The organism is Mesorhizobium sp. M1428, from assembly GCF_040317515.1.
Taxonomy (GTDB): Bacteria; Pseudomonadota; Alphaproteobacteria; order Rhizobiales; family Rhizobiaceae; genus Mesorhizobium.
Genome location: NZ_JAMYKT010000002.1, coordinates 277869 through 302255 on the forward strand (window position 1 = coordinate 277869; position 24387 = coordinate 302255).

Consider the following 24387-nt stretch of genomic DNA (forward strand, 5'->3'; position numbering starts at 1 on the left):
CACCTGCTCTCAAGGTCCGATCGGCGGCGGCGAGACGACGCCAAGCACCGCCAGCAGCCCGCGCACCATCCACACGACATCGGAGCCGATCGTGCGCTGCGGATAATAGGAAAGGTCGAGCCTGGCTTTGGCAGGAAACAGAACCTCGCGGTAGAACAGTAGCGGATCCACGGACCGAGGATAAAAACGGGCTTCGTGCCGGAAGAGAACCTGGGCAGGACCCAGCAAGCCTGGCTTGTATTGTAAAATACCCTCGAAGCCCCCGCGAAAACAATCGGCGAAGGCAAGGCTCTCCGGGCGTGGCCCGATGATTGCCATCTCGCCTCTGAAGACGTTCCAAAGCTGTGGCAGTTCGTCGAATTTTGTGACGGCGAGGAACCGTCCTATCGGCGTCATGCGGCTGTCGTCGGCCATGGTCAGCGCCAAGCCACCGGGGTCGCATTGCACGCTGAACTTGCGGAACTTGTACATGCGGAATGGGCGAGCACCAGCCCCGACGCGGGTCTGAGTGAAGAAGATGGGCCGACCGCCTTCCAGTAGCAGCGCCACGGCAATCAGCAGCATCAGCGGGGCGAAGACGATCGCCGCGGCCGCAGCAATGACGAGATCGATTGCTCGTCTCGCAGACCCATGGGCGGCGCTCGAGACGTTAGACCGGTGAATGGCTAGGTCCAGGGCATTCATGCGGCTGTTCCTGTCTGAGCGCAGTTATTGACCGCCGCGGCAAGAGCGACGACTACCGATTCAACCAATGGCGCGGTGATCTGCGGATGTAGCGGTACAGTCAGTTCGCGCTGCGCGAAATCTTCAGTGCGCGGTAAGTGAGTACCGGGAATGAGCTCACGATAGAGCGTCATCTGGTGCACCGGCGGGTAGTGGATAGTGGTTTGTATCCCTTGCGCGCGCAGTGCGTCGATGACGTCTTGCCTGTCGGCGTAACGTGGCAAAAGGATAGGCATGATGTGGTAGGCCGACGTCCGCGGCTCGTGGAACGGGATGGTCACGGCCGGGCAATGCTTCGCTATGAGACGGCGATACAGCATGACCAGGATACGCCTGATCTCATTCCACTCCTGCAAATTTTGCAGCTGGACCAGTCCGATTGCAGCCCGCAGTTCATCCATGCGATAATTGAAACCGAGCATGGTGACATCATACTGCGGGGTGCGGCTGTTCAGCCTTTGACGCGTCCCGGTGGTCATCCCATGCCCACGCGCCTGGCGGATTGTCTCGAGCAGACCAGCATCCCTGGCAATCACTGCCCCGCCTTCCGCCGTGGTCATGTTCTTGTTGCCGTAGAAGCTGAAGGCGGCCGCGGCACCAAATGTCCCCACCTCCTTCAAGCCCGGCGCATGCGCCGCGTCCTCTACGATATGCAGCCCCCGGGCACGGGCGAACTTCTGCCAGTGTTCCCGATCGGCGAGGTAGCCGGCGAAATGGACAAGAATGACTGCCTTGGTGCGGGCCGTGCATTTCGCTTCGGCTTCCACGATCGACATCAGCGGCACGTCGGCTGACTCGATATCGACGAAGACCGGCGTCGCACCGACATAGAGGACCGCATTTGCGGTCGCCACGAACGTCAAGGATGGCACCAGCACCTCATCGCCCGGTCCGATGCCAAGTGCGTGCAAAATGAGATGAAGCGCCGCGGTGCAAGAACTGACCGCGACGCAATCCTCTGCATCATGAACGTCGGCAAAAGCTTGTTCGAAGGCTCGTACCTGCTCCCCCATGGTCAGCCAGCCGCTGTCGATGACCTTGGTCAAAGCAGTCTTCTCCGGCACACCCAAGATCGGGGCACTGACCAAGAGCATCACAACCTCCTAGACTGATAACTGTGGGAACCGGACTCGTGACTTCATCATGATCATGCAGCGGTCGCAGTGACCTCGATCGAGGCCGACTGGTCCTCCCAGGAAATGGTCTGTGCGTTCTGAAAGTCGTCGACGCGCCCGATATCGAGCCAGAGACCCTCATGTTTGTACACGTGCACGGTTGTGCCGTTCTGCATCATCTGCAGCATCAGGTCGTCGAACCCAAAGGGTATGCCGGATGGGATAAACTGCAGAACATCCGGGTTCATGCAGTAAATTCCCATGCTGACCAGATGCGAAAGCGTCGGCTTCTCGCGAAAGACCTGCACGGTATTGTCAACTTCGTCGATGACGCCGAAGTCCATCTTGATCAGGCGACAGGCTGTTGCGATCGTCACTGGATCGGTGTGCTTACGGTGCGCTGCCACAAATCGACTGAGGCTTAGATCCGTGAGGACATCGCCATTGAGAACGATGAATGGCTCCGTCAGTTCATCCCTGATCAAAGACAGTGGCCCGATGGTGCCAAGCGGCTCCATTTCCTGCGTATATCGAATTTTCAGGTTCCACTGCGAGCCATCTCCACACACGGTGCGGATCAAGTGGCCGAGATATCCGGTTGTAATATAGACTTCCTGAATACCGTTGCGTCGCAACCATTTCAGAAGCATCTCGAGAACCGGCCGTGCGCCGATCGGCATGAGCGGCTTCGGCAAGACCGAAGTGAAGGGGCGGAGGCGTGTTCCCATTCCTCCACATTGAATAACCGCTTTCATCCTGGTCCTCCCTTGTTTATTCGGCCTGAACGCTATCGTCACGGGCCGGCTATCCTGCCCTGGTCAGCACCGGGAAATGCGTTCTTGTCCCCTCAGAAGAACCGGTGAGATTTCCCGTAGAAGACCGGTGAGATTTCCCCACTGTCCCCTGATCCGGACATTGCATCTGGATGGTATGTGGCCGTCAGGGTGGATGTCGTCGTGCATTCGAATGGTAACAATTCAGCCGTTTTGCTGTTCTATATCTTTAGACCTATAGCACTGCTGAACGACCGACCGGTCTGTCAGCTGTCCAAAAGGTCAGAACGTATGTTCGACGACGTTCGGCGGGTTTCGCTTACAAGGGGCAAAAAAAGAGGAGCGTTTCCCGTCATTTAAGATTATATTAGAAATCTGGCGTTTGCGGTGTTGGGGGTGCCGCAGCGTCAGCTGGATGAATCGACGAGTGGATGGCCACGACTTTCAGGCCATCGCCGTTCAATCCATTCAGACAGGCGTTGGGGTAGTTCAATGTATCGAATCGTCATCGCCGACGATCACGGCTTGTATCGTCGCGGCTTGCGATTGGCACTGACCGCAGGCATTCCAGGTGTAGAGATATTTGAAGCGTCTTGTTTCGACGCGGTGCTCAGTTTGCTGGCAGAGCAATCGTTCGTGGATCTTGCGATCCTGGACCTGAATATGCCGGGCCTGTTCAATCAAGAAGTGCTCGGCGGGATCCTGTCCGCCTATCCGGACACGCGATTTGCGATCGTTTCCGGAAACGATTCACGCTCGGAAATACTCACCGCGCTGTCGATCGGGCTTCACGGCTACATCGTAAAATCGCAGACGGACGAAGAGGTTGTTTTGGCAGTCAATGAAATCCTCTCCGGCCGCATCTATGTTCCTGCACTTCTGTCACGCCCGGGTGCAACGCAAACAACCCACGCACATACCCATTCCGACGACAAAGGCCCACAGAGGCGTACCGCCGGCGTCAACCTTGGCAGGCTGACTTCGAGGCAAAAGGAAGTCCTCAAGCTGATGGCGGAAGGCTATTCAAACAAGGAAATTGCACGCGATCTGGAAATCGCGGAGGCGACCACGAAAATCCACGCTGCTGCGGTTCTGCGTGAGTTGGGGGTACGCAATCGGACCGAGGCTGCCGTCATGCTGAAGACTTGGCTTTCGAGACATGCCAGCTAGAGCGCCGCGCGTCCCTTTTGGACGTGCAAACGGCGTCGCAAGACTCCTCATGCATAATTGCTGCATATCCCAAAGCCGCGGCGCGGCTTTGGGCCAACGACATTCTTGGAAGGAACCCTGGGCATCTCAAAGGCCGCTCAGCGCGACCCGCCTTTAGATATCTGCTTTCCGATTGGAGCACTGCACTACAATCCGATTTCCTTGCGTGACAGCCGCAGCGAATACCGCAACCCTTGGTCCGATATTTCCAGCCTGGGAGAGTGACCGACAAGCGGCGCTCCATCCACTCCGATTATCATGGAACCGAAGCCATGACGGACTACGCTTGAGGTCCGACGCCGCCCCGATTCCACCCACTCGAACACGATATCATTGCCTGTTTCTTCAGGTGCGAACGTCCAGCTTACGTCGATCCGGCCTTTTGGATCGGCAAGCGCTCCATATTTCATGGAATTGGTGGCAAGCTCGTGAACGATCATTGCAAAACTCTCGGCGGCGCCTCCCGACATCGCCACGGAAGGACCGCTGACCGATATCGCACGTGTTCCAATATATGGGTGCAATTCTTGCGCAACGAGATCGTTTATCGCCCCCGATACGCTGCCGTTGCGTGAAAGAAGCAGATGGGTTGCCTCGAGCGCGCGTATCCGGTCGATCAGCATTTCCTTGTATTTGGCGACGTTGTTTCCGGGAACATCGACCATCTTCACGAGCGCCGTGATCACTGCGAAAACATTGCCGAATCTGTGACGCTGTTCGAGCATGATGCGCTCCCGCTTCTTTGCCGCGGCGCGCAGCAGCGTGGTTTGTCGTCTCTCGCTCAGGTCGGCAGCCACTCCAAGCCGCTGTCCACCATCATCATGTCTTTCCTCCCTTCCGCGCAGCGCAACCCAGCGGATATGTCCGTCCGGTCGGCGGACGCGTATCTCGACATCGTAATTCGTGACCGATGGTGCGGCCTTTCTCGATGCCGCCAGCTTTGGCCAGTCCGCCGGATGAACGACAGCTGACAGCTCCTCCAAACTGCGGCTATTGGCCTGGGCCAGGCCGAGAATGTCCCAGAACGTGTCCGAGCCCGTGACTGTCCCGTTTTTAAGGTCAATGCGCCACGTCGCCAAGCGCCCAGCAGACAGAGCGAGGTCCAGCCATTCCTTCTGGGCCCGAAGCGCTTCGTGAACAGCGCGTCGTTCCGAAATATCGTCGACCACCACGAAGATGCTCTCCGAGAGCCCCCCCTTGGGTGCGGACGAAGAAAGCGTTAACCGAGCCCAGAATGCCGTACCGTCCTTTCTTGATAGACGGACCTCGGAAACGAACGAAGAGATGTCATTGCCCAGCCTCGCCAACAATTGCGCCAAGGTGTGCCGGTCGTTCGGATGGGCGAGCGTATCGAGCTGCAATTGGGCAAGCTCCTCCTCCTTGTACCCGGTCATCTCACAGAGGCGTTTGTTGGACTGCAGCAACTCACCTTTCTCGTTGGTGTTCGCGAATCCCAGGGCAGCACGTTCGAAGGCCCAACGATAGCGGCTTTCCGTCGCTTCGACGGCAGCGAGCCTGGCCTCCGCGACTTCCAGCAACTCACGCAAGTCCTGCCGAAGGCGATGGAACGTCATGGCAATCACCCCGCCCGAAACCAGAAGCAGGATTGCGCGTGCCCAATCTCCACTTGAAATCTGATCGTGTCCTCGTGCCCACAGCCCGACAGCCACCATCAGAATGGTCGCAGCGAGCGCCGGTACACGGTCTTCGAGATAGGCGATAATAATAATAGCCGGAATAAATTCCAGAAAACTGGCGCCTTGCCCAATATAGGCTGAGGATTTTATTTCAAATATCAGTGTGGCGGCTAACACCGATGCAGAGGCAATATGAGTTAGCAATCTGCCCGACGGGTTCGAATTCGACCTGCGCGACTGCGAGCTCATGGACACAGACTACAACCTTCTGACTAGCCCGTCGAGACTAGAGCAAAAAACGTACAGCTTAGTACCACTGCCGGATTGCCATACCGCTATCATAGCGCGCATTTTATCGGACGCAGCGGGGCCTAAGAGCTGCCTTAGAACTGTCGGATCATATTAAGTTTTCAAGGTGGTGATGAACGTATCATCCGTCAGCGCATAGAAGACTAGAATCCAGCGACACATAGAAAACTACATGAATCCCGAATACTTATTTCGGGCGTGTGAAACTTTGGGTTAGGGGTAGAAAATGAATCTGATCGATAGACAGGTCGATGCTTCTTCGAGCAATCGGTACATTGCTACGAGGACCAAGTATGATTTTGAAGCGCGGAATACGCGGCCCTCTTCTTCTGGTCACCTTCCCGATCGCGCATCGGATCCATTGGACGCAAGGTTCGGCGAACAAAAAGGCCGCAGTCTGGAATCCATAACCGGCGTGCTTGATCGCATTGGCTGTGGCTATCTTGTGCTGAATCGCGAAAGAAAAGTAGTCGAGTGGAACGCAGCCGCCCAAACCACGCTTGAGCGCCAGGGCGAAGCGGCCGACACGGCGAGCGGACTTACCGCCGCCCTAAGGCGGCTGATCGCGAATGTTCCGGGCCAATTCCTGCCGGGCTCGTTGTCTTGGGTGGTGATCCGCAGCAGGGGCGACCGACCGGTGATACTGAACGAGAACGGCGTTATCGCTCCCGAGGGAACGAGCATTGTGGCGTTGCTGGATCGCGACAACAGGTCGGGGCCAAATCCTCGCACGCTGCAAAGAATGTTTGGCCTGACGAGCGCAGAAACGCACCTCGCCTTGCGCTTGGCCCAGGGCGACGCACCTTTGGAGATCGCCCGCAGCTGGCGTCTCAGCCGCACCACGATCCGTTCCCAGCTTGCCTCGCTGTTCGCCAAGACCGAAACAAAACGCCAGGCGGAACTGGTGGCCCTTCTCGGGCGTATTTCGGTCCTGCCGTAAGGGCCGGCCACTTCGATCCAATCGCCCGGACGTCGACATCCGCCCGGGATTCAAAACCACGCAAGTTGGCGTGTCACGACTTGGCAGGTCGTGCATCGCGTTGCGCACTCCAATAGGTTCTATGCGCCAGCGTAAATATCGAAAGCCGCAATCCCGGACCGGCTATTCGGTACCGTCGAACGGATTCGAAAGGCGACAAGTGGACAACGATCTATGCAGCGAGTCTGTCCTTGCCGCATCGGAGAAGATGGAAATCGCTCGATCCCGTTCGGACCGCGCGGTGCAGAAACTTGCACGGACAGGACCGATCGTCGTCACCGGCGCCGCAGGCTTCATTGGTTTTCACGTGGCCTCACGGCTTTTGCGTCTCGGTGTCAAAGTCGTGGGCGTCGACAATTTCACGCACTACTACGATCTGCGGCTCAAGGAAGCGCGATTTGCACGCCTCTGTAGCGAGGCGAAATTCACGCCGGTGCGAATGGATCTGGCCGATGCCGCGCGCGTTCAGTTGCTGTTTTCAAACGTTCGCCCCTCACACTTTGTCCATCTCGCGGCTCAGGCCGGCGTGCGTCATTCACTTGTTGACCCGCACGCCTATGTACAATCGAACGTAGTGGCGTTTCTCAACGTCCTTGAGGGCTGCCGGCATCACAGCGTCAGTCATCTCGTCTACGCCTCTTCGAGCTCCGTCTACGGCTTGAATCGAACCGTGCCGTTTTCCGAACACCACGGCGCCGATCATCCCGTCAGCTTCTACGCCGCCACCAAGCGTTCGAACGAATTCATGGCGCATTCATACAGCCATTTGTTCGGCCTGCCCGTGACCGGACTGCGCTTCTTCACCGTTTACGGCCCTTGGGGCAGGCCCGACATGGCGGTCTACTTGTTCACGCGCGCGATCGTCGAGGGCAAACCAATTCAAGTAGCCAATGCCGGCCGTGTGTGGCGGGATTTCACCTACATCGACGATATAGCTGAGGGCGTGGTTCGAGCACTCGCTGCACCGCCGCGGCCAGATCCAAATTGGGACCCTTGCACCGCCGACCCTGCCACAAGTTCCGCGCCATATCGCGTCTACAATATCGGCAACGACCGGCCCGAGGAGATCAACCGGCTGATTTCGATCATCGAGACCGCTCTTGGCAGCCAGGCGCTTCGCGTGGATGTGCCGTTGCCGCCTGGCGACGTTCTGGAGACGCGCGCCGACGTCAGCGATCTTCGCCAGGCCGTCGGCTTCGCCCCGGCAACACCGCTCGAGGACGGAGTGCAACGCTTTGTCGAATGGTACCGGGACTTTCATGGAACGGATGCCGCGGCCAGCATACGGCAACAGACGTTGGTGAATGATGAGGCCACCGTGTAGGCCGCGCGCCCTGTCGGGCGATGATCTGCCACTCGGCGCGTAACGCGTCAGCCAGAAAGCCGCCCTCGCCAGCTTCTATCCGACACAACCCTGGACTCGAAATTCCTGAACGCTGATGCCGTCGCGTATCGAGGCGACGGTCTCAGATCAGCGCAGGAACCAATGTCGCGGCTGGCCTTCGACTGCGTGCGTTCTGAACGATGTTAGCGCAAAGATCAGCCCAGGGATAATTTTCAGCCGTTTGCTGATGTAGATCGACATCGCCACATTCCAAATCGCCAACGCAAGCGCGAGGCCGATTGCGGCGCCCGGCGCGCCGTAGAGCGCAATTCCTGTGGCACAGCCTATGACACTGGCCGCGGCGCCGACGATCATGGTTACGGCTGCCGCCCATTCGTTTCCGGTCATCATCAAGAGGAGCATCTGGGGGCCGCACAGCGCGACAAAGACATATCCGAGAATGAGTATCCGCGCGACTGGTGCCGCGGTACTGAAATCCCCGCCGAACCAGCTCAACAGAGGTTCAATAATCGCAAGCATCGGGATGGCCATCGTTAGAGCCCCACCAGAGGAAAGTAGGGCGGCCCGTGAAAACAGCTGCTGCAGAGCGAGCCGATCGCCTCGGGCATGAAGGGCAGCCGCTGTCGGCGCAAACATCGTAGAGACGGCAACCAGGGAAAGGCTCACAAGCAAGGCGACGTTCAATCCCAATGCGAAAATGCCTGCTTCGCGAATGTGATGCGTCCAGCCCAGCACCATGACTCCGGCCCGGCTGATGAAAACATCGAGCCCAGCCATGAGCATCATTGGCGGAACCGCGGACCACCATTCCCGCGACTCGTTGGCTGGCTGAACCTGCCGCAAGCCAGGCGGCTGAAATCTTGCCGCCATGACGAACACCAGGCCGACCGTGATGGTTGAACTTGCCAGCACCGCCTGCATCACCAAGGGTGCGTTGGGGGTCCATGATCCGGATAAGACCGCCATTCCCAGCAACGTCAACAAGAGGCCGTCGCGCACGATGCGTTCCGGCAGAAGGGACGAGACACCGCCGCCGAAAGCACGAACAAGTGTTGCGCCCAACGCGTAGGCGGTGACCAAAGGCACTGCTGCCATGCCTAGCAGCTGGCTGATTTGAAGCTCCTTGTGAGAAGGATCTGAAAAGAAAAAGACCAAGGCGGCGCCAATGACGCCGAATAGTGTCGCTGCCGCAAGCGACCTTTGCAGAGCAAACCTGATTACGCCGTGTACCAGGTCAAGCCGCCCTTTGGCACTGTAGGCGGAGACGAAACGCAACAAGGATACATGGAAACCAAGCGTTGCAAGATAGGCAAGCACCGAGGTCCAGGCCAGAACATAGGAATAGATGCCGTAGCTGGTGGAGCCGACGATGCGCGCAATCAATAACTGCGCCAAGCTGGTCAAGCCCGCACCCCCGATATAGACCAAAAGCGCGAAGATGCTGGCATAGCCGAGCCCCCTGCCCGTGTCCTCCTTGTGCGGTAAAACCATATTCGTTGGAGCAACGGCGGCCGCAGGGAAGCGGGCGAGCTTCGGATCGCTGCAATCGTCGATGTCTCTTGCGCCGGCGTCGCGCATTTCATCGCCCTGATCGCCCTCGGCCGCGGACCCGGCTCCGGACTGCGAGATCGTCGATATTATCCTCCGCTCGACAGGCCGAATGCCGTGGCGGTCGTTACGCGGAATCCCGCATGTGACACTCATGATGTTCTCTCGAGCAAGAGATCCGCGCTGTCCCCAAACCGGTAGCCGGCGTGTTTCCTAAGATTGACCTGCGTGAGAACGCTGCCTACGGGGACCTGAGCCGTCTCGTTCTCCGTCAGCAACTGCAGAACACCACGCGCGATGCTGCGGCGCGTCCTGGCCCAGCGAACAGCGAAAAGAACCGCGTCAGCCCAGCCCGTGAGTAGCCTGGCCTCAGGTCCTCCAAGTCCCAGCGGTCCATTTATGATGACGATGCTGTACATCGAGCGCAGCTCATCTGTGACCAGGGACCCGTCGATCATGTACAGTTGCGGCAGCAAATCCTCCGATGGTGCGAGTGCCATGAAGTCAATGCCAATTTCGGGCATCCCGGTGACCGCGTCGTGCAGGGGACAACGGTCGCTCATATAGTCGCCAAAGGATTTATGCGGCTTGAACGTACCGAATTCGTTCAGAAACTCGTTCGTGAGGCGGGCGCCCGTGCCGTCAAGATCGAGAAAAAGCACTCGTCCCCCAAGTCGGGTAGCTGCCAAGGCGAGGCTCCATGCGAGCTCGGTCTTGCCATCATGCCGGACGCTGGACGTGACGAGGATGACGTGCGACGCGCGGCCCCTCGCCTTGTTGAGCGTCACGGTGACAAGTAGAGAGGTGACGGCTCGGCTGTAGCTGCAGTTTTGCTGGCCGAGAACCAGCTGCTGTAGTCGTTTCGCGTGTATTGTGGGCGCTTCCGGTATCAGCCCCAGGCACGGAACCCTGAGCGCGGCTTCAGCTTCGGCCCCGCCGCGCAAGGTCTGATTGAGGCGGCTGCGTACCATGACGAAGATCCCGCCAATGAGGCCAAACACGATCATGCCGGGCGGAATAAGAAAGACGGGCGGCAGCGTTTTTGGATTGGTCGGCGGCCAGGCCGCTGAAAGGATAGAGACGCCGGGCAAGGGCGTTGCGATGCGCTGGACCAGATCCTGTTGTTGGGTGAGAAGCTGGTTGTATCGCTGCGTCAGGATGCTGACCTGCGGCTCGAGCGCACGCAAGCCGGAAAGCCGGCCGGCTGTGTCGGCCACCACCGCATCGAGCACATTCTTACGCCCCTCCAGAGCAGCAATCTGGGCACGGTAGATGTTCGCCTCCGCCACAATGCGAGCAGTGCCTTGTTCGATCTCGCCGTTGATCGCAGTGCTAAGGCCCGCATCCGCATTGTCGTTGGCTTGGCGAGCCGCCATGTCGGCCAACACCGGAGACCCGATCGCTTCGGCGAGCGCCGCGACCGATGCTCCTTCCTCTCGCAAAGCCTCGATGTGCTGAAGGCGAGATTCCGTCGCTGAGAGATCCGCTTTCGACAACGATATCTGCTGACTAAGTTCGGCTGTCTCCTTGGCAGCGCTATCCGCCGCACCTTGATCGACCGCGCCATGGCTCAGTCGATACTTTTCCAGGCGGTCGGTCGCTTTCGCCAGGTCGCTCTGTACGACCGGCAGGCTGGCGACGATCGAGGTGAGTTCCAGCCTGTCTGACGCTCTGCGCTTCTGTGCGAGATCGTCGATGTACACTTGGACGAACGTATTGGCCACCAGGGCGGCTCGCGCCGGATCGTCGTCGGTGAAGCCGACGGTGATCACCCTTGACCTCAGTTCCTGTCCAACCCTCATGCCCTTCCGCAACGCCTTGAGTTCGGCTGCATCGGCCGCCTCCGACCTGCCCTGCGGCCAAATCCTTTCTAGCAGACCGGCTGCGAAGGTGCGTATGTTCTGCAGGTTGCCGCCGACAGGGGCGGCGCCGGAATTTCCGACATCACCTTGCTCAGCAATGTTGCCGATCTCTGTCTTGCGTAGGGCTGCCACCACGCGACGCAGATGCCCCTGCGAAGAGAGCATGGTTAAGTGGTCATCAATGCTCGCATCCAGCATCTCCTGAGCAGAATCCGCGCCTCCGGGACCCGCGTTCCTGCCAGGAGCATCGACAATCACCTGTGCGGTCGCCTCGAACAGAACAGGACGCACAAAACCCGCAAGCCCAGCCAACACTCCGCCCAAAATCACCATTGCAAGCAGGAACCATTTTCTCCTCGCGATGGTAATCAGGAGCTGATGAAAGGGGCTCTGCGCGTCGACCTGTTCGCGCAGGAATGGCCTCATGCGCGGGTTGATCTCGCGCGTCGGCACGTGCATGTCAGTGGCGCGCGGAAGGTGAATTCGGCTGACTATGGACCCTTCCATCTCATACTCCTGTCAGTTCGAGCGCTGTGGACATGCCCGTTGCCGGTCCGGCGGACCGCCCTGCCTCGTTGCGCCAGGCCTGGAACATCAACGCGGGCCACAAATCGCGAGAATGATCCTGACTTCCGTCAAGATGGTCGCGCCAGCAGGTTTCGACCTTCGCAAAGTCGAAGATCCCGTCTCCGGAGAGGCGTATATCGGCGACAAGATCGCTGGCCCAGACGCGCAACGGGCCTCTCAGCCAGACTGCTATGGGAACATCGAAACCCTGCTTCGGCCGGTCGATCAGCCGTTGCGGAACATAGCGGCTAAGCAGCTGACGAAGAAGCCACTTGCCTTTGCCGTTGCGAACCTTCGCATGTGCCGGCAGCTGCCAGGCGAATTCGACAACCCGATGGTCGAGAAGCGGGCACCGGCCTTCGAGGCTGTTGGCCATGCTGGCGCGGTCCAACTTCACCAGTATATCGTCGGGCAGGTAACCGGCCATATCGTCGTACAAGAGACGGGACAGCAGGCCATCAAGCCGGGGGCACCCTTGAATTGATGTGGGCGGCTTGTGGAGTGCGAGGCTCCCGGACGATGCTTCGGTCAGCCGTCGATACAGTTCGTCCTCATCTGGTGCAGCGAGCAGCCGAGCGAGGCGATGCAGCCGGTCGCTCCGCAGCGCGTGCCGTCCACTCGCCGAAAGCGGCAGCATGCCGACGAAATCGTGACGCGCTGCACGGGCCAGCAATCCGACCCCTGCAGCAAGCGCGTGACGCAACGGCGACGGCAGCGCATGCTGTCGTTTCAACCGCGCAGCCATGAAATGACGGGCGTAACCGGCGAAGCATTCATCGCCACCGTCGCCTGACAGGGCCACCGTAACGTGCTGGCGAGCCAGCCGCGCCACGAGCAAAGTCGGTATCTGCGATTCATCGGCGAACGGCTCGTCCCAGATCCGCGGCAGTTCCGGAATGACTTCGCGCGCAGCGGCTGCTGAAAGGTGGAGTTCAGTGTGATCGGTGCCCAGGTGCCGCGCGACCTCCGCGGCGTGGGGAGCCTCATCAAACCCGCCTTCTCCGAAAGCGATCGTGAATGTGCGCACCGGTTTTGGCGATTGGGCCTGCATCAGCGCCACAACCGTGGAGCTGTCGAGGCCACCAGACAGAAAGGCACCCAGCGGCACATCGGCTATCATGCGTTCCCGGACGGCAAGTCGAAGCAGGTCGTCGAGTTTATCGGTCAGTTCTTCGTCGGTGCCGGCGATCGGATTCTGTCGTCCGTTCGCGGCGACTTCAGGCAGCGACCACCAGTGTCGGACGCGTTGCGAAAGGGATGCGGCGCTGCGCGCCTCGGCAAAATCCGCCGCCGTCACAGACAGGACCGAGCCCGGGGGTAGCTTGAACACGCCTCGCCAGATGCAACAGTTACCCGGTACCCATCCCTTCGAAAGCATTGTCGCGGCCGCGTCGAGATCGAGTTCCTGACAGAAACCTGGAAAACGATGGATTGCCTTCAGCTCGGAGGCAAAAACGAGCGCATCGCGCGTTGCAGCAACATAGAGCGGCTTCTTGCCCATTCGGTCGCGGGCGAGATGGAGGGTCCTGGTCTTTAGATCCCACAATCCAAATGCGAACATACCAGCGAGGCGCGTGAGTGCGGTGTCGAGACCCCAGCTCTCGATTGCGCACAGCATCACTTCGGTATCGCTGGCGCCACGGAACCGATGGCCAACGTCTTCAAGTTCGCGGCGCAGATCGCGGAAATTGTAGATCTCGCCGTTGAAGGTAATGGCATATCGGCCACTTGCCGAATGCATCGGCTGGCGTCCTGCTTCCGATAGGTCGACTATAGCCAAACGCCTGTGGCCGAAGGCGATGCCGGCTTCGCGATTGATCCAGAAGCCTTCGCCATCAGGCCCACGATGACGGAGGGCCGTCGTCATCTGGCCAATTGCCCTGAGCGGCTTGATGTTGGCGGCATCGGGTGCAAGGAGAATTCCGGTAATCCCACACATGCCATCACCTCAGGTCGCTAGAGGTTGCCGAAATCGTTCGAGGCGTTCCGGCAACCAGGCAAATGGTAAGCGCAAACCACACGATTGGATGGCGGATGATCAGATGTGGCGTTCCGAAGATGACGATCGACACCACCAGCACGAACAGGGCATCGAGCTTCGCACGCCATGCGCATAAAGCCGCCGCGCCGACGATCCAGGCCAGGGCCAGGACCGCAATCAAACCACCTTGAGTGTACAGATCGAGAATCGTGTTGTGAGCCTCGAAAGGCCGGGGCAGAAATTGGCTGTCGCCGACGGGCGGGCGCTCCAGATGCGGGCCAGGACCGAGGCCCAGGGATCCTGACGTTAGGCCCTTGCCCAATGCATCTCCCCAGAGATGGATTCGAAGTGCAGCTGTTTCGGCGGTCGCTTCGCCGCCCTTGTCCTTGGTAAGACTCAAGGCGAACTGTTCGACGCTGCCCGCCTCCGTGACGATGTAAGGCGTCATCGACATGGCCAACGGAAGGAAGCCAATCATCAGCAGGAGGGTAATTTGCCGGGACAGGCTGACCTTGCCGTCACCGGCTGCGAGCCATGTCCGAACCCGCAGCCCAACAAATATCAGGCCGACCAGGACCGTCGTGTAAAGATAGGTATCACTCTTCGTCAGCCTTCCGACATAGATGATCAGGATAAGGCTGCTGAGCCCGGCTAACCTCGCCCACGGCTTGCTTGTGGTCGTCGCAAGATGCAAGGCGAGCGGACCAAAGAGTGCGCAATAGAGCGCGAGCTGGTTGGGGTTCTCTGACCAGCCTCGGAAGCGATCCCAGTACCAGGGATCGACGCCGGATTGGTGGATCCAACCCCATCCAAGTGCCAGCTGAACAATAAAGCATGCATTCGCGATAGCGACCACCCACCAGGCAGCACTGCGCAGACGGCGATCCGCGTCGGGCTCCGCGGCGGCCAGGCAGGTGACGCAGATTAGCAGCAGGTAGGCTACGACATCGTGCATCACCACCGACAGATACAGCACCATGGTCAGATAGCCGACGATGGTGCCAATACTCAGAGCGAGCGTGATGATCAGCCAGAAGCCAGCAACACGAATCAGGGCGGGCCTGACGACCAAGTGACCGCCGGCGAGCACCCGCCCGATCGACAGCATGATCCAAAGCGCGAGAAACAATTCGCCATAGCCGAAGGGCAAGCCCGGAACTGAGAGCTGCGCCGCATACGACATGGCCACGCCGCAGGCCAGGATCGCGTCCCGGATCATCGGCGCGCTCCGCCCGATCCGCGGTTTGCAGCAGGCTCTTCAAGCAACACCGGCGATGCCGGCCGAGCGAAGCCGCCCCGGGATTTGGCACTAAGGACATTGTCGTAGAGATCGCAATATTGCTCGACCACCCAGGGTAGCGAGAACTGCGTCCGGACGAGCTCGACAGAGCGAGCGCCCATGGTCGTTCCCTTCCGGCGGTCGGACAGGACCTCTATAATTCGAGAGGCAAGGCTATTCGCATCGTGCGGGGGGACGAGATGGCCGTTCCATCCGTCCTCGACCACCTCATTGCAACCAGGCATCATCGAGGCGACGATAGGCAATCCTGCGAGCCCTGCCTCCAGCAGGACGCGCGGAATCCCTTCTCGGTATTGTGTTGGAAAGGCGAACAGATCGGCCATGCCAAGAAGGGCAGGAACGTCGCGTCGTGGACCCAATGCGATGACATGCGGCACATGTCGATCGATCTCCGCCTTGTCCACTGCAAACGGGCCCTCGGATTCCAATGGCCCGACAAGCACGAAACGGGCATTGGGCCTTTCCGACAGGATGCGAGGGACTGCCTTGAGGAGTGTCGGGATGCCTTTCTGGCGCGTTAGCCGGCCGACAAAAATCACGATCTCGGCGGATTGGAGCCCAAACTCTTCGCGCATTTTCATCGCCGACGGGGCAAGATGCCTTGCCATGGCGAACGCATCGACGTCGATTCCAGAACTGCGGATCACTCGTCCGCTGCCGCGTCCGATCAGTCGGTAACGTTCAAAGAATGCCTGATCGTCCCGATTCTGGAACACCGTAGCCGCCGTCCATAACGACGAAAGCCATTGCAGTCCGCAAAAGATTGGGCGCAGGGCAAGGGCGCGCGGTTCCAGGGACGAGAACGTCCAGCCCAGACCATTGATTGTGCGCACGACTGGAACGCTCCCGCGCACCGCAAGTGGCGTCACCAGGTTGGGCTTGGTGTCGAAGCTTTGGATAATGTCCGGCCGGAGTTCCGCCATCAGCTTTCGAATGGTGCTGATGGCGGCCCATTCTCCGCTGCTGCTGGAAAATCGGTCGAAACCGTAGCTGCGATGCGGAATGCCATGCCGCAGGAATGCGGCTTCACCGCCGCTCGACACCGCAGTAACCCGGAATCCTTTCTCTCGCAGCGACATCAGGAACGGAATTCGCAGGGCATGATCCTCGCCTCCGACACACACGAGATGCGGATTCATCCTGCGTCTCCTGACCGTTCGCTGTAGCCCGATCGCGCGAAGTGGCCGGCCCTTGAATTTGCTTTCATGGTGTTGGTTTCGCTACCCATCTCGCCCAAGGTCACGGTAGGGGCAGGTCTTGCCACTGTCCTCGTCTGTTTAAATGACGCAAACCCTGTCCCGGCAACGGGCCGCCGTACCCAGCCGGTTCAGGTCGCCGCGCGCTGCATCAAAGAAGTCGCCGCTGCCCCGGGTGCCGAGCGCAGAGTGGTCCACTGACAAACGGCTCGCGCTCCGCGGCACACTTTCCTGTCATTGCTGGCTGTCGTCGGAAAGCCGCCTACTTTAGCGCGGCTCCCATCATCGTCTGGATGCGCGAAGTTTGACCACGCGGGAGGTGATCGTGCGTGCCTCCGAGGCTAGCAGGATTGGAATGCCGTCGCGAACCGGATAGGCAAGTCCTGCGCTCTTCGAAACGAGTTCATCGCGGTCCGAATCCCAGGCAAGTGAGCCCTTGGTCATTGGGCATACCAACCATTCTAACAACTCAGGGTTGAAAGAGGCATTCTCTTCGGCTCGCTTGTCCGTATCCATCTGCTATTCCTTTCTCGGCCGTGACATCAACAGTGAACTCCGGCGCGAGCGCCCTTCGCGATACAAGCCGTCACCCGACGTCATCGCTGTAATTCGTAGGATTCCGGCAAGTGTCATAAGCCTTGCAAATTGCACAATCACGCTAGGTGCAGGCTTGGCCACTGTCGTCGTCCGTTTGAATGAATCGACATTGAACGGAGCCGTATGGCGGCGAAGCTGAACGTGAGGCGGGTAAAAGCGTGAATGGAGCAAGCACGATCGGCGCCATAGGTGACCGGAAGGTTTCGTTATTGAAGACCGCTCGCGGCTAATGCTCTCGAGCCAGTGTCTGATCCTTCCGGCCAGTCAATACGGGCGACGAAATCGTAAACCGGGCCGCCGGGTACTCCCCAATTGCTTGACCAGATCACCTGTGAACCGTCCGGGGACGGCGAGGCGTGGGTCTCACTCCAGTAGTCAAATGGAACATTGTTCGTCTGCACAATGCGCCGGACCTCTCCGCTGCCGTCGATGCGCAGCGCGATGACTTCCCGCGCATATGGCGCCCAAGCCGGATATTTCGATACTTCGTCCGGATTGCCCGAATAGCTAAGGAATACCCAACCGGGCCTGTCCAGCGACCTGAGCGATGCATGCTGTGCTTCACCATATCTCATGAGCGAGGTGACTTTCCCATCTGACAGCCTTCGCTTGATCACCTGGAATTTGTCCGGATCGGACTTACTGATCCCCACATAGATTTCGCTGCCGTCGGCATCGACGGTCATGTCGCCATGGCCAGGCCGATGATGCTCAGTCCATGTCTGGCGCAGAACGCCGTCAACAGAAAAGATGAACGTCTGTTCAGTGTCGTCTTTCAGGCTCTGAATACATAAGATGTTGACGCCCAGCGGCGAGATTGAGCAGGCGTTGTTGGCGCCGACAAGCTGTGCGAGATCGATTTCCGGAAATTTCCGCCGCTGTTTGAGATCGTAGGCAAAGACCACCGCTTTGCCGTCCCGGCGAAGCGCGCGTACGGCAATACGGCTGCCGTCACGGCTTGGATTGCCCTTATATGGCCCGAACTGGAGATTGCTACTGTCAGTCGAAACAAACAGGACCTCCTCATGATTGGTGCGTGGCGCCCAGGTCGAGATTTTCCGGCCACCGACGCAGATCATCAGGTCGGGATCGTGAGGATGCCATTCGCATTCGATCGATCGATCACGGCGAAAAAGCGGGGCGTAGGTGCGCCCATCCAGGAAGCATAAGCCGCCGCAGCCGTTGCTGATGACAAGAAGGCTCTGATCCGAATTCCAGGCCTGGGCGCTCGAATAGCGGTGGCTGCAATATTTGCTCCCGCATGCGATGCCGGCGCCGAGGATTCCGGGTTTGGTTATTCGGGTGAAAGTTGTGCCAAATGCCGCATCCTTCGCGGCATGCAGGTAATCCGGCAGGTCCATGGCTACCGGCGCGACGAACTTTGTCGATGCGACGTCCTCTCCACTCACCGCCCCGTGGATAACTATGGATATCGCGCTGACAGCAGCTAACGTCAACGCCAAGGCAGTCTGGTAGCGAGAAAAGCGCATGTCATGTCAACTCGCGCGGTTCCTTTTCAATAATTTGATTCCATATTATTGGATATCTTCCTGTCGACGCTTCAAAACCGCCATCTCTCTAAGCTTCAACTCTTTTAAATTTCGCCCGCGCCGCGCCGAACTTGTCGATTACTCCACGCGCTATCATTTCTGTGGCGGCTGTGAGCCCGTTCGAATCTAAACTTTCGACGCAAGTTGTTGGCACCGGAAACGATCCAAGTTGTTCCTCAATGAGATTAACGTGGTCAATATGATCAAGACTGCTCTGCAGATCGACTTCGAGGAACTTCTGAATGATACCGAGGTTACGCCGGCGTTCCTTCAGACGGACCTCTAGAATTTCTCTTGGCGCCTGCAATCGGACAAGCAGATCCGGTTTGGGTAGAAGCTCAAGCGCGCGCGACACCCTTTCACGATCCGTTATGCCGCTGAACAAAACCAGTGAACATACGAATTGCACCATACCCTGGTCAAAAATTGAGATCGTGTCATTGGACGCTATTGCCGCGCGCCAAGCTTGAAGAAGAGCTTCAAGGTGCCAGTTCAGGCGAGCCGCCCACAGCTCATTCTTGGGTGGAAGAATCTTAAGCACTTCTGCACCGAGAGAACGCTGTCCGATCCACTTTGAATGCAAGCCGGAGACCAGTTTGAAGGCGGCCCTTCTAACCGGATGTCGGCGGTCACCGGTCTGCAAAACAACACAGTAGCCCTGAGCTCGCAAAACGTGCACCAGCTCGGACGCTAACGTCGTCTTACCAGCACCGGACGGCCCAAATAGCTCCAAGATCATCTTTCAATCCAGACTGAGGGAAGCCTACTGGCAGTGACGTCATGTCCATTTGCTGAAGCGAACGCCCATCTCTTCCTGGGATGTCTAGCCGACGAGCCAGGAATCCGCGCCATCCGTATGAATGACGGTGTGGTCACGTTAGGATATCGACGGACGCCAAAATCGTGAACGGAAGGAGTGCGTTTCGGTCACTATCCTTCCGGATTGCCTTCCGTCCGTTTACCGTTCCGTCTCCGACAGGGGTGTGCAGTAGCCCTATTCCCCAGCACACTTCCGCGAGGGCGCGGCAGTCATGAGTTCGCCATGTCTCATCCGTTCGAGGGATGCGAGACACCCAGCCTTCTGGAAACCTTCTCTGTGATGGACGCAGCCAACTGGCCGTTTATCCCCTCTATCGCCAATAGGGCAGCTTGGTCGGCTATCCAATGAACGTGTCGGACAAAAATCTTCGATCTCATCTGCAGGAGAAATCGTATGAAAGCAGGCATATGAGCGAGAACCTCGAGGCACATCAGACGGCAGCGGCAAATACGGTTATACCTGCCAATTACAACGCCAAGGTCGCGGCAGTCGCGGCCTATGAGCTCCCGACAAAACAGAGATACCAAGATCCGAGTTTTGCGAGCTGGTACCTGAACGGCTATACAGGCCGGTTGAAGCTGTCCACCGTTGCGTCATACGTCATTGCGCGACGGGAGCAACGCTGCATCGCCAAGGCGCTGGAGAGGTGCAGCCCGCCTCCGTCTCAGGTGCTCGATATCCCATGCGGAACCGGGAAGCTGGCCGGCGTGCTGGGCCAGCATGATTGTCAGGTGCTGGCTGCAGACATTTCAATGGAAATGATGGCCTTGGCTAAATCAGCATATGAAGGTCAATCCGGATTTCGGGGATTCATCCGATGTGACGTGACGCAGCTGCCGTTCGCCGACGAAAGCTTTGATACGGTGGTCTGTCTTCGCCTCATTCACCTTATCCCGCCACATCTCAGGCGCGACATTATCATTGAGCTCGCGCGCGTTGCCAGCCGTCGCCTGATCGTATCCTACGGCCTTGGCACCCGCCTCCAGAGAATACGGCTAAGGCTGCGAAAGATGATCACCGGAAGGATGTCGGCGCCTCATCCCGTCAATCTCACCGTTGCACGACAGGATTTCGCGGCGGCGGGGCTCAAGCTGGTACGCTCTTTTAGCGTCCTGCGGTTCCTGTCCTGCGAGCAGCTGTTCGTACTTGAGAAGGTAAAGGCTTGACCTGCCGCCGGTTTGCAGTCTTCGCGTTAGCACTGGTACTGCGGATCAGGCCGCTGATGGTTGTCAAAAGCTGAAACGGCTGCGGGAGGTAGCTGTGGAACCGGCAGGCAAGGCCATTCCGGCGCGCATGGCATCACTCGACCTGCTGCGCCTGGCTGCAGCCCTCGCGGTCGTGCTCTATCATTATCTTTTTGGCGGCGCGATCGCCGGAAGTCTCGATGTGGAATATCCTGCCGCAGCACCTTACGCCATCTATGGTTATCTCGGCGTCAATCTGTTTTTCCTGATCAGCGGTTTCGTCATCGCGTGGTCGGCCGAAGGTCGAACCTGGCAAGAATTCGCGGTCGCCCGCTTCGCCCGGCTTTATCCAGGATTCCTCGTCTGCATGACCGCGACGTTTGTTTTTCTCGTCGTCGCCAAAGACCAGCGTTTCCCGACTGATGTTGCCACCTATATAGCCAATCTCTCCATGTTCGCTCGCCTCTTCGGCAGACCATCCATGGATGGCGCCTATTGGTCGATCATGCTCGAGATCCTGTTCTACGGCTGGGTTGCGGTGCTGATCTTTGCAGGTGCCTTTCAGCGCTGGAAAATACCCATCGCTGCCATCTGGCTCGCAATTTCGGCAAGCAACGAGTTCTTCTTTGGAAACATGGCGATACGCATTCTTTTTATTACAAACTATGCGCCTTTGTTTGCCGCCGGCATCCTCGCGGAAGACATCGTTGCAAGGGGTCGTTCGCCGGCTGCGTTCCTGCTTCTTGCCGTCGCGTTCCTGGTGTCTTGCCAGACCATAATGTTCTCTCACAACTGGATGCAGGAGCACTTTGGGGCAGCCATTTCGTATCCTGCCCTCCTCGTTGCCAATATAGTGGTCTACGGAGTCTTCGCTGGCGCGATACTGCTCCGCTCCATGATTGCTCCATCCAAGACCGTCATGATGCTCGGAGGGTTGACTTATCCGCTGTATCTTTTGCATCAGTACATTGGCTATATTTCGCTTAACGCGCTGGCGCCGCATATCGGCAAGGACGCCGCATTCGCCGCTGTATTGGCCGGGGTCCTCCTTGCCTCTTTTCTCGTCTGGCGCTTCATCGAGACGCCGGTACGCAAGCCGCTCGTCCGCGCCCTGATGTCCGGGATATATCGCCTTGCGCCAGCCTCGCAGCCAATCCGGCCAGCCTCTTCCGCACGAACATGATGATCGCAAGCTCTCGGCGGGTGTCCCAGAAAGATTCGCGTTAATCGCGAAACACCGGAGCATCTGGGCTTGGCACGGCTGTACTGCACACTGGATGCGTCCCGCTTCCGATTTCGTTGACGGCTCAGCCGATACCCCAGCACCTGGCATGACGAGGCCCTTCTTCAAGATAGACCGGAGCTTCAAGAGCAGCGATGCGCGCCCCAGATAGCGCACGCCAGGTCCGACACATGGCGCGAGACTCTCTTGCGACCTGACACCCATCGAAGGGCTTATCAGCGAGAACGTCGCGATGTGTATCAACTTACGATCAAAGATTCTCACACCGAGTGCCGGTATGTGATTTGGCGCTAATATACGCTGTCTGTAGGTAGGGCGCTGTCGAAACAGAAAAAGGAATATTGGATGACAACTCTGCATTACACGTCAGGCGGATCAGGCACGGAAATTGCTCAAGCCGGATTCAACCTGGCTGACGTTTCATCCGTTGACCAGCTCAATGCGCTGCCGGACGGTATGAAAGGCTTGGTCTATCTGAACGAAACCGACGGAGTAACCCAATCGTTTATCGACAAGGTCACGCCCTTCATCGGCAATCCTAAGCTGTTCGGCTTCTTCCTTGTCGACGAGCCGGATCCCACCGGCCAATGGGGCACTTATGCCTCTGCCGCAAATCTGAAGGCAGAATCCGACTGGATTCATTCCAATGTGCCGGACGGCAAGACCTACATCACAATGATGAGCTTGGGAACGTCGGCGAATCCGGATTTTTCGGGCACGTACAATCCCGCCAATACGGGTATCGATTACTACGGCGTGGATGTCTATCCTGTCCGCACGGATGGCGCGGTCGACTACAACATGATCGACAAATTCGTCGCCGCCGCTCAGGCGTCGGGCATCCCGACGAGCAAGATCGTTCCAGGCTACCAGACGTTTGGAGGCGGCGACTATAACACCGACATGGGTGGCAAATATGTCGTGCCCACCGCCGCCCAGATGGAAACCATGATGGACCACTGGGCCAAGCTGGTTCCGTCACCCGCCTTCGAGTACGCATACGCCTGGGGTTCGCAGCGCGGCGACACCGCGCTTGAAAGCTCCCCGGAACTGCAGGCCGTTTTCCGGCAACACAATCTCAGCACTGCCGGGACTGCTCCTTCCGAAGCTGCGGCCACTGATCCCATTTCCACGGCGACGGTCCCTTCCGAGGCCACCACCGGCGGCAACACCTCGACTGCCACCGCCCCGGCCGAGGCCACCACTGGCGGCAGCACCTCGACTGCGACCGCCCCTACCGAGGCCACCACCGGCGGCAGCACCTCGACCGCCACCGCCCCTTCCGAGGCCACCTCCAGCGGCAGCACCTCGACCGCCACAGCCCCGGCCGAGACCACCTCCAGCGGCAGCACCTCGACCGCAACCGCCCCTTCCGAAGCCACCACCAGCGATGGCAGCCATGGCAAGAGCGCGTTTTCGCACCTCCTCGCCGGCAATGGTAGTTCGACTGATACCGCCGCCTCTGGCGCTATCACCAGCGATGGCAGCCACAGCAAGACCGCGCTGTCGCAACTCCTCGCCAGCGACGGCAGTTCGACTGTCACCGCCGCCTCCGGCGCTACCACCAGCGATGGCAGCCATGGCAAGAGCGCGTTTTCGCACCTCCTCTCTGGCAATGGTAGTTCGACTGATTCCGCCGCCTCTGGCGCTATCACCAGCGATGGCAGCCACAGCAAGACCGCGCTTTCGCAATTCCTTGCTGGCAATAGCAGTTCGACTGCTACCGCCGCCACCACCGGCGATGACAGTCATGGTAAGACCGCGCGGTCGCACCTCTTCGCCACCGACGGCAGTTCGACTGACACCACCCACGACAATGCCGGCGACAAGGTAAGCGAGGGCAGCAGCGTTGACCGCATATTGGCCTCGTTGAGCCATTCTCTTTCGGCCGGCTCGGAGCTTCTCCCGACCAACGATCCATCCGACAAGACGGCAACCAGCCTGATCCGCCACGGGTTCGCGCAAACCGTCCAGCCCGATGAAAGTGTCGGCGCCCAGGCAAAGAACGGCGCTGCCGCCGAAATCATGTCTAGCCACGGAGGCAACGATGCCTTCGATTTCAGCAAGCTTCAGGACAAGCTCCACCTCGATCAAGCCGCTCTTACCGAGCTTAAGTCGGGCGGGCTTTCATTGCATACTTCCCCTGCTGGTACGGCCACGGATGATGGTTCCCACCACATCATCTTTGACAGCTCAACCGGGTCGCTCTCGATCGACAGCGACGCGGTCGGCGGCGCAGCTCAAGCGCAGTTCGCTACCCATCTCCCGTTGCAGCATCACTCTTTGATCTGAAAACCAGAGCGGCGGACCTTCAACTCGAGCGTGTCCGCCGCTCCGTCCTTGTTCAATTGCGCCACGGAAGCTTGATCAAGGAAGATGCGATATCGGCTGACATCCGACAGATCGAAGTTGGCCGGCATATCGCCAATGCGAATTTCGGCGCCGCCAC

The 24387-nt window shown here is 58.8% G+C and carries 19 protein-coding genes; 6 read left to right on the top strand and 13 right to left on the bottom strand.

Annotated features, from left to right (window positions below; genetic code table 11):
- Positions 1-9: 9 nt before the first annotated feature.
- Genes NKG60_RS04610 through NKG60_RS04620 form a run of 3 tightly spaced genes read right to left on the bottom strand, consistent with a single transcriptional unit; the run spans position 10 to position 2593 of the window.
- Positions 10-684, bottom strand: a complete 675-nt coding sequence (locus tag NKG60_RS04610; RefSeq protein WP_352489804.1) for a sugar transferase — start codon at positions 682-684, stop codon at positions 10-12.
- Entirely contained in the window at positions 681-1817 is a 1137-nt protein-coding gene (locus NKG60_RS04615) for a DegT/DnrJ/EryC1/StrS family aminotransferase (RefSeq protein ID WP_352490098.1), read from the bottom strand. The genes NKG60_RS04610 and NKG60_RS04615 overlap by 4 nt, the downstream gene beginning before the upstream one ends.
- Positions 1818-1870: 53 nt before the next feature.
- On the bottom strand, positions 1871-2593 hold the full coding sequence (locus tag NKG60_RS04620; RefSeq protein WP_023675619.1) for a nucleotidyltransferase family protein: 723 nt from the start codon (positions 2591-2593) through the stop codon (positions 1871-1873).
- Positions 2594-3103: 510 nt separating this feature from the next.
- Here NKG60_RS04620 and NKG60_RS04625 point away from each other — a divergent pair.
- A complete protein-coding gene (locus NKG60_RS04625) occupies positions 3104-3781 on the top strand; it encodes a LuxR C-terminal-related transcriptional regulator (RefSeq protein WP_023675618.1) in 678 nt (225 codons plus the stop codon).
- A 185-nt stretch (positions 3782-3966) separates the two neighbouring features.
- Here NKG60_RS04625 and NKG60_RS04630 read toward each other — a convergent pair whose 3' ends face one another.
- On the bottom strand, positions 3967-5706 hold the full coding sequence (locus NKG60_RS04630; RefSeq protein ID WP_352662040.1) for a sensor histidine kinase: 1740 nt from the start codon (positions 5704-5706) through the stop codon (positions 3967-3969).
- A gap of 286 nt (positions 5707-5992) precedes the next feature.
- On the opposite strand from NKG60_RS04630, the gene NKG60_RS04635 reads away from it, so the two are divergent.
- Positions 5993-6706 carry a helix-turn-helix transcriptional regulator gene (locus tag NKG60_RS04635; RefSeq protein ID WP_352489803.1) on the top strand — a complete coding sequence of 238 codons (714 nt, stop codon included), beginning with the start codon at positions 5993-5995 and terminating at the stop codon, positions 6704-6706.
- 247 nt (positions 6707-6953) lie between these two features.
- The gene (locus NKG60_RS04640; protein ID WP_352662044.1) at positions 6954-8069 is read left to right on the top strand and encodes an NAD-dependent epimerase; all 1116 of its coding nucleotides are present in this window, start codon (positions 6954-6956) and stop codon (positions 8067-8069) included.
- Between the two features lie 147 nt (positions 8070-8216).
- On the opposite strand, the gene NKG60_RS04645 is transcribed toward NKG60_RS04640, so the two are convergent.
- From NKG60_RS04645 to NKG60_RS04680, 8 genes are all read right to left on the bottom strand, one after another.
- Positions 8217-9668, bottom strand: a complete 1452-nt coding sequence (locus NKG60_RS04645; protein ID WP_352662047.1) for a lipopolysaccharide biosynthesis protein — start codon at positions 9666-9668, stop codon at positions 8217-8219.
- Positions 9669-9790: 122 nt separating this feature from the next.
- The gene (locus NKG60_RS04650; protein ID WP_352662050.1) at positions 9791-12007 is read right to left on the bottom strand and encodes a GumC family protein; all 2217 of its coding nucleotides are present in this window, start codon (positions 12005-12007) and stop codon (positions 9791-9793) included.
- Between the two features lies 1 nt (position 12008).
- A complete protein-coding gene (gene asnB / locus NKG60_RS04655) occupies positions 12009-14006 on the bottom strand; it encodes an asparagine synthase (glutamine-hydrolyzing) (protein WP_352662053.1) in 1998 nt (665 codons plus the stop codon).
- A gap of 4 nt (positions 14007-14010) precedes the next feature.
- The gene (locus NKG60_RS04660; protein WP_352662056.1) at positions 14011-15267 is read right to left on the bottom strand and encodes an O-antigen ligase family protein; all 1257 of its coding nucleotides are present in this window, start codon (positions 15265-15267) and stop codon (positions 14011-14013) included.
- Complete coding sequence (locus NKG60_RS04665; RefSeq protein ID WP_352662058.1) at positions 15264-16487, bottom strand: glycosyltransferase family 4 protein; 1224 nt, start codon at positions 16485-16487, stop codon at positions 15264-15266. The genes NKG60_RS04660 and NKG60_RS04665 overlap by 4 nt, the downstream gene beginning before the upstream one ends.
- Before the next feature lie 339 nt (positions 16488-16826).
- A complete protein-coding gene (locus NKG60_RS04670; protein ID WP_023675609.1) occupies positions 16827-17060 on the bottom strand; it encodes a Trm112 family protein in 234 nt (77 codons plus the stop codon).
- Between the two features lie 287 nt (positions 17061-17347).
- Positions 17348-18631 (bottom strand): hypothetical protein, encoded by a 1284-nt coding sequence (locus tag NKG60_RS04675; protein WP_352662061.1) that lies wholly within the window; start codon positions 18629-18631, stop codon positions 17348-17350.
- An 88-nt stretch (positions 18632-18719) separates the two neighbouring features.
- Positions 18720-19430, bottom strand: a complete 711-nt coding sequence (locus NKG60_RS04680; protein WP_352489794.1) for an AAA family ATPase — start codon at positions 19428-19430, stop codon at positions 18720-18722.
- A gap of 425 nt (positions 19431-19855) precedes the next feature.
- Between NKG60_RS04680 and NKG60_RS04685 the strand changes: the two genes are divergently transcribed.
- The 3 genes from NKG60_RS04685 to NKG60_RS04695 all read left to right on the top strand — a co-directional run bounded on the left by NKG60_RS04685 (position 19856) and on the right by NKG60_RS04695 (position 24230).
- A complete protein-coding gene (locus NKG60_RS04685; RefSeq protein ID WP_352662065.1) occupies positions 19856-20677 on the top strand; it encodes a class I SAM-dependent methyltransferase in 822 nt (273 codons plus the stop codon).
- 94 nt (positions 20678-20771) lie between these two features.
- Positions 20772-21878 carry an acyltransferase family protein gene (locus NKG60_RS04690; RefSeq protein ID WP_352662068.1) on the top strand — a complete coding sequence of 369 codons (1107 nt, stop codon included), beginning with the start codon at positions 20772-20774 and terminating at the stop codon, positions 21876-21878.
- A 405-nt stretch (positions 21879-22283) separates the two neighbouring features.
- Positions 22284-24230: a calcium-binding protein gene (locus NKG60_RS04695; RefSeq protein WP_352974212.1), complete on the top strand. Its 1947-nt coding sequence runs from the start codon at positions 22284-22286 to the stop codon at positions 24228-24230.
- Here the strand turns inward: NKG60_RS04695 and NKG60_RS04700 are convergent.
- Positions 24215-24358, bottom strand: a complete 144-nt coding sequence (locus NKG60_RS04700) for a hypothetical protein (RefSeq protein ID WP_352866014.1) — start codon at positions 24356-24358, stop codon at positions 24215-24217. The genes NKG60_RS04695 and NKG60_RS04700 overlap by 16 nt on opposite strands.
- Between the last annotated feature and the right edge of the window lie 29 nt (positions 24359-24387).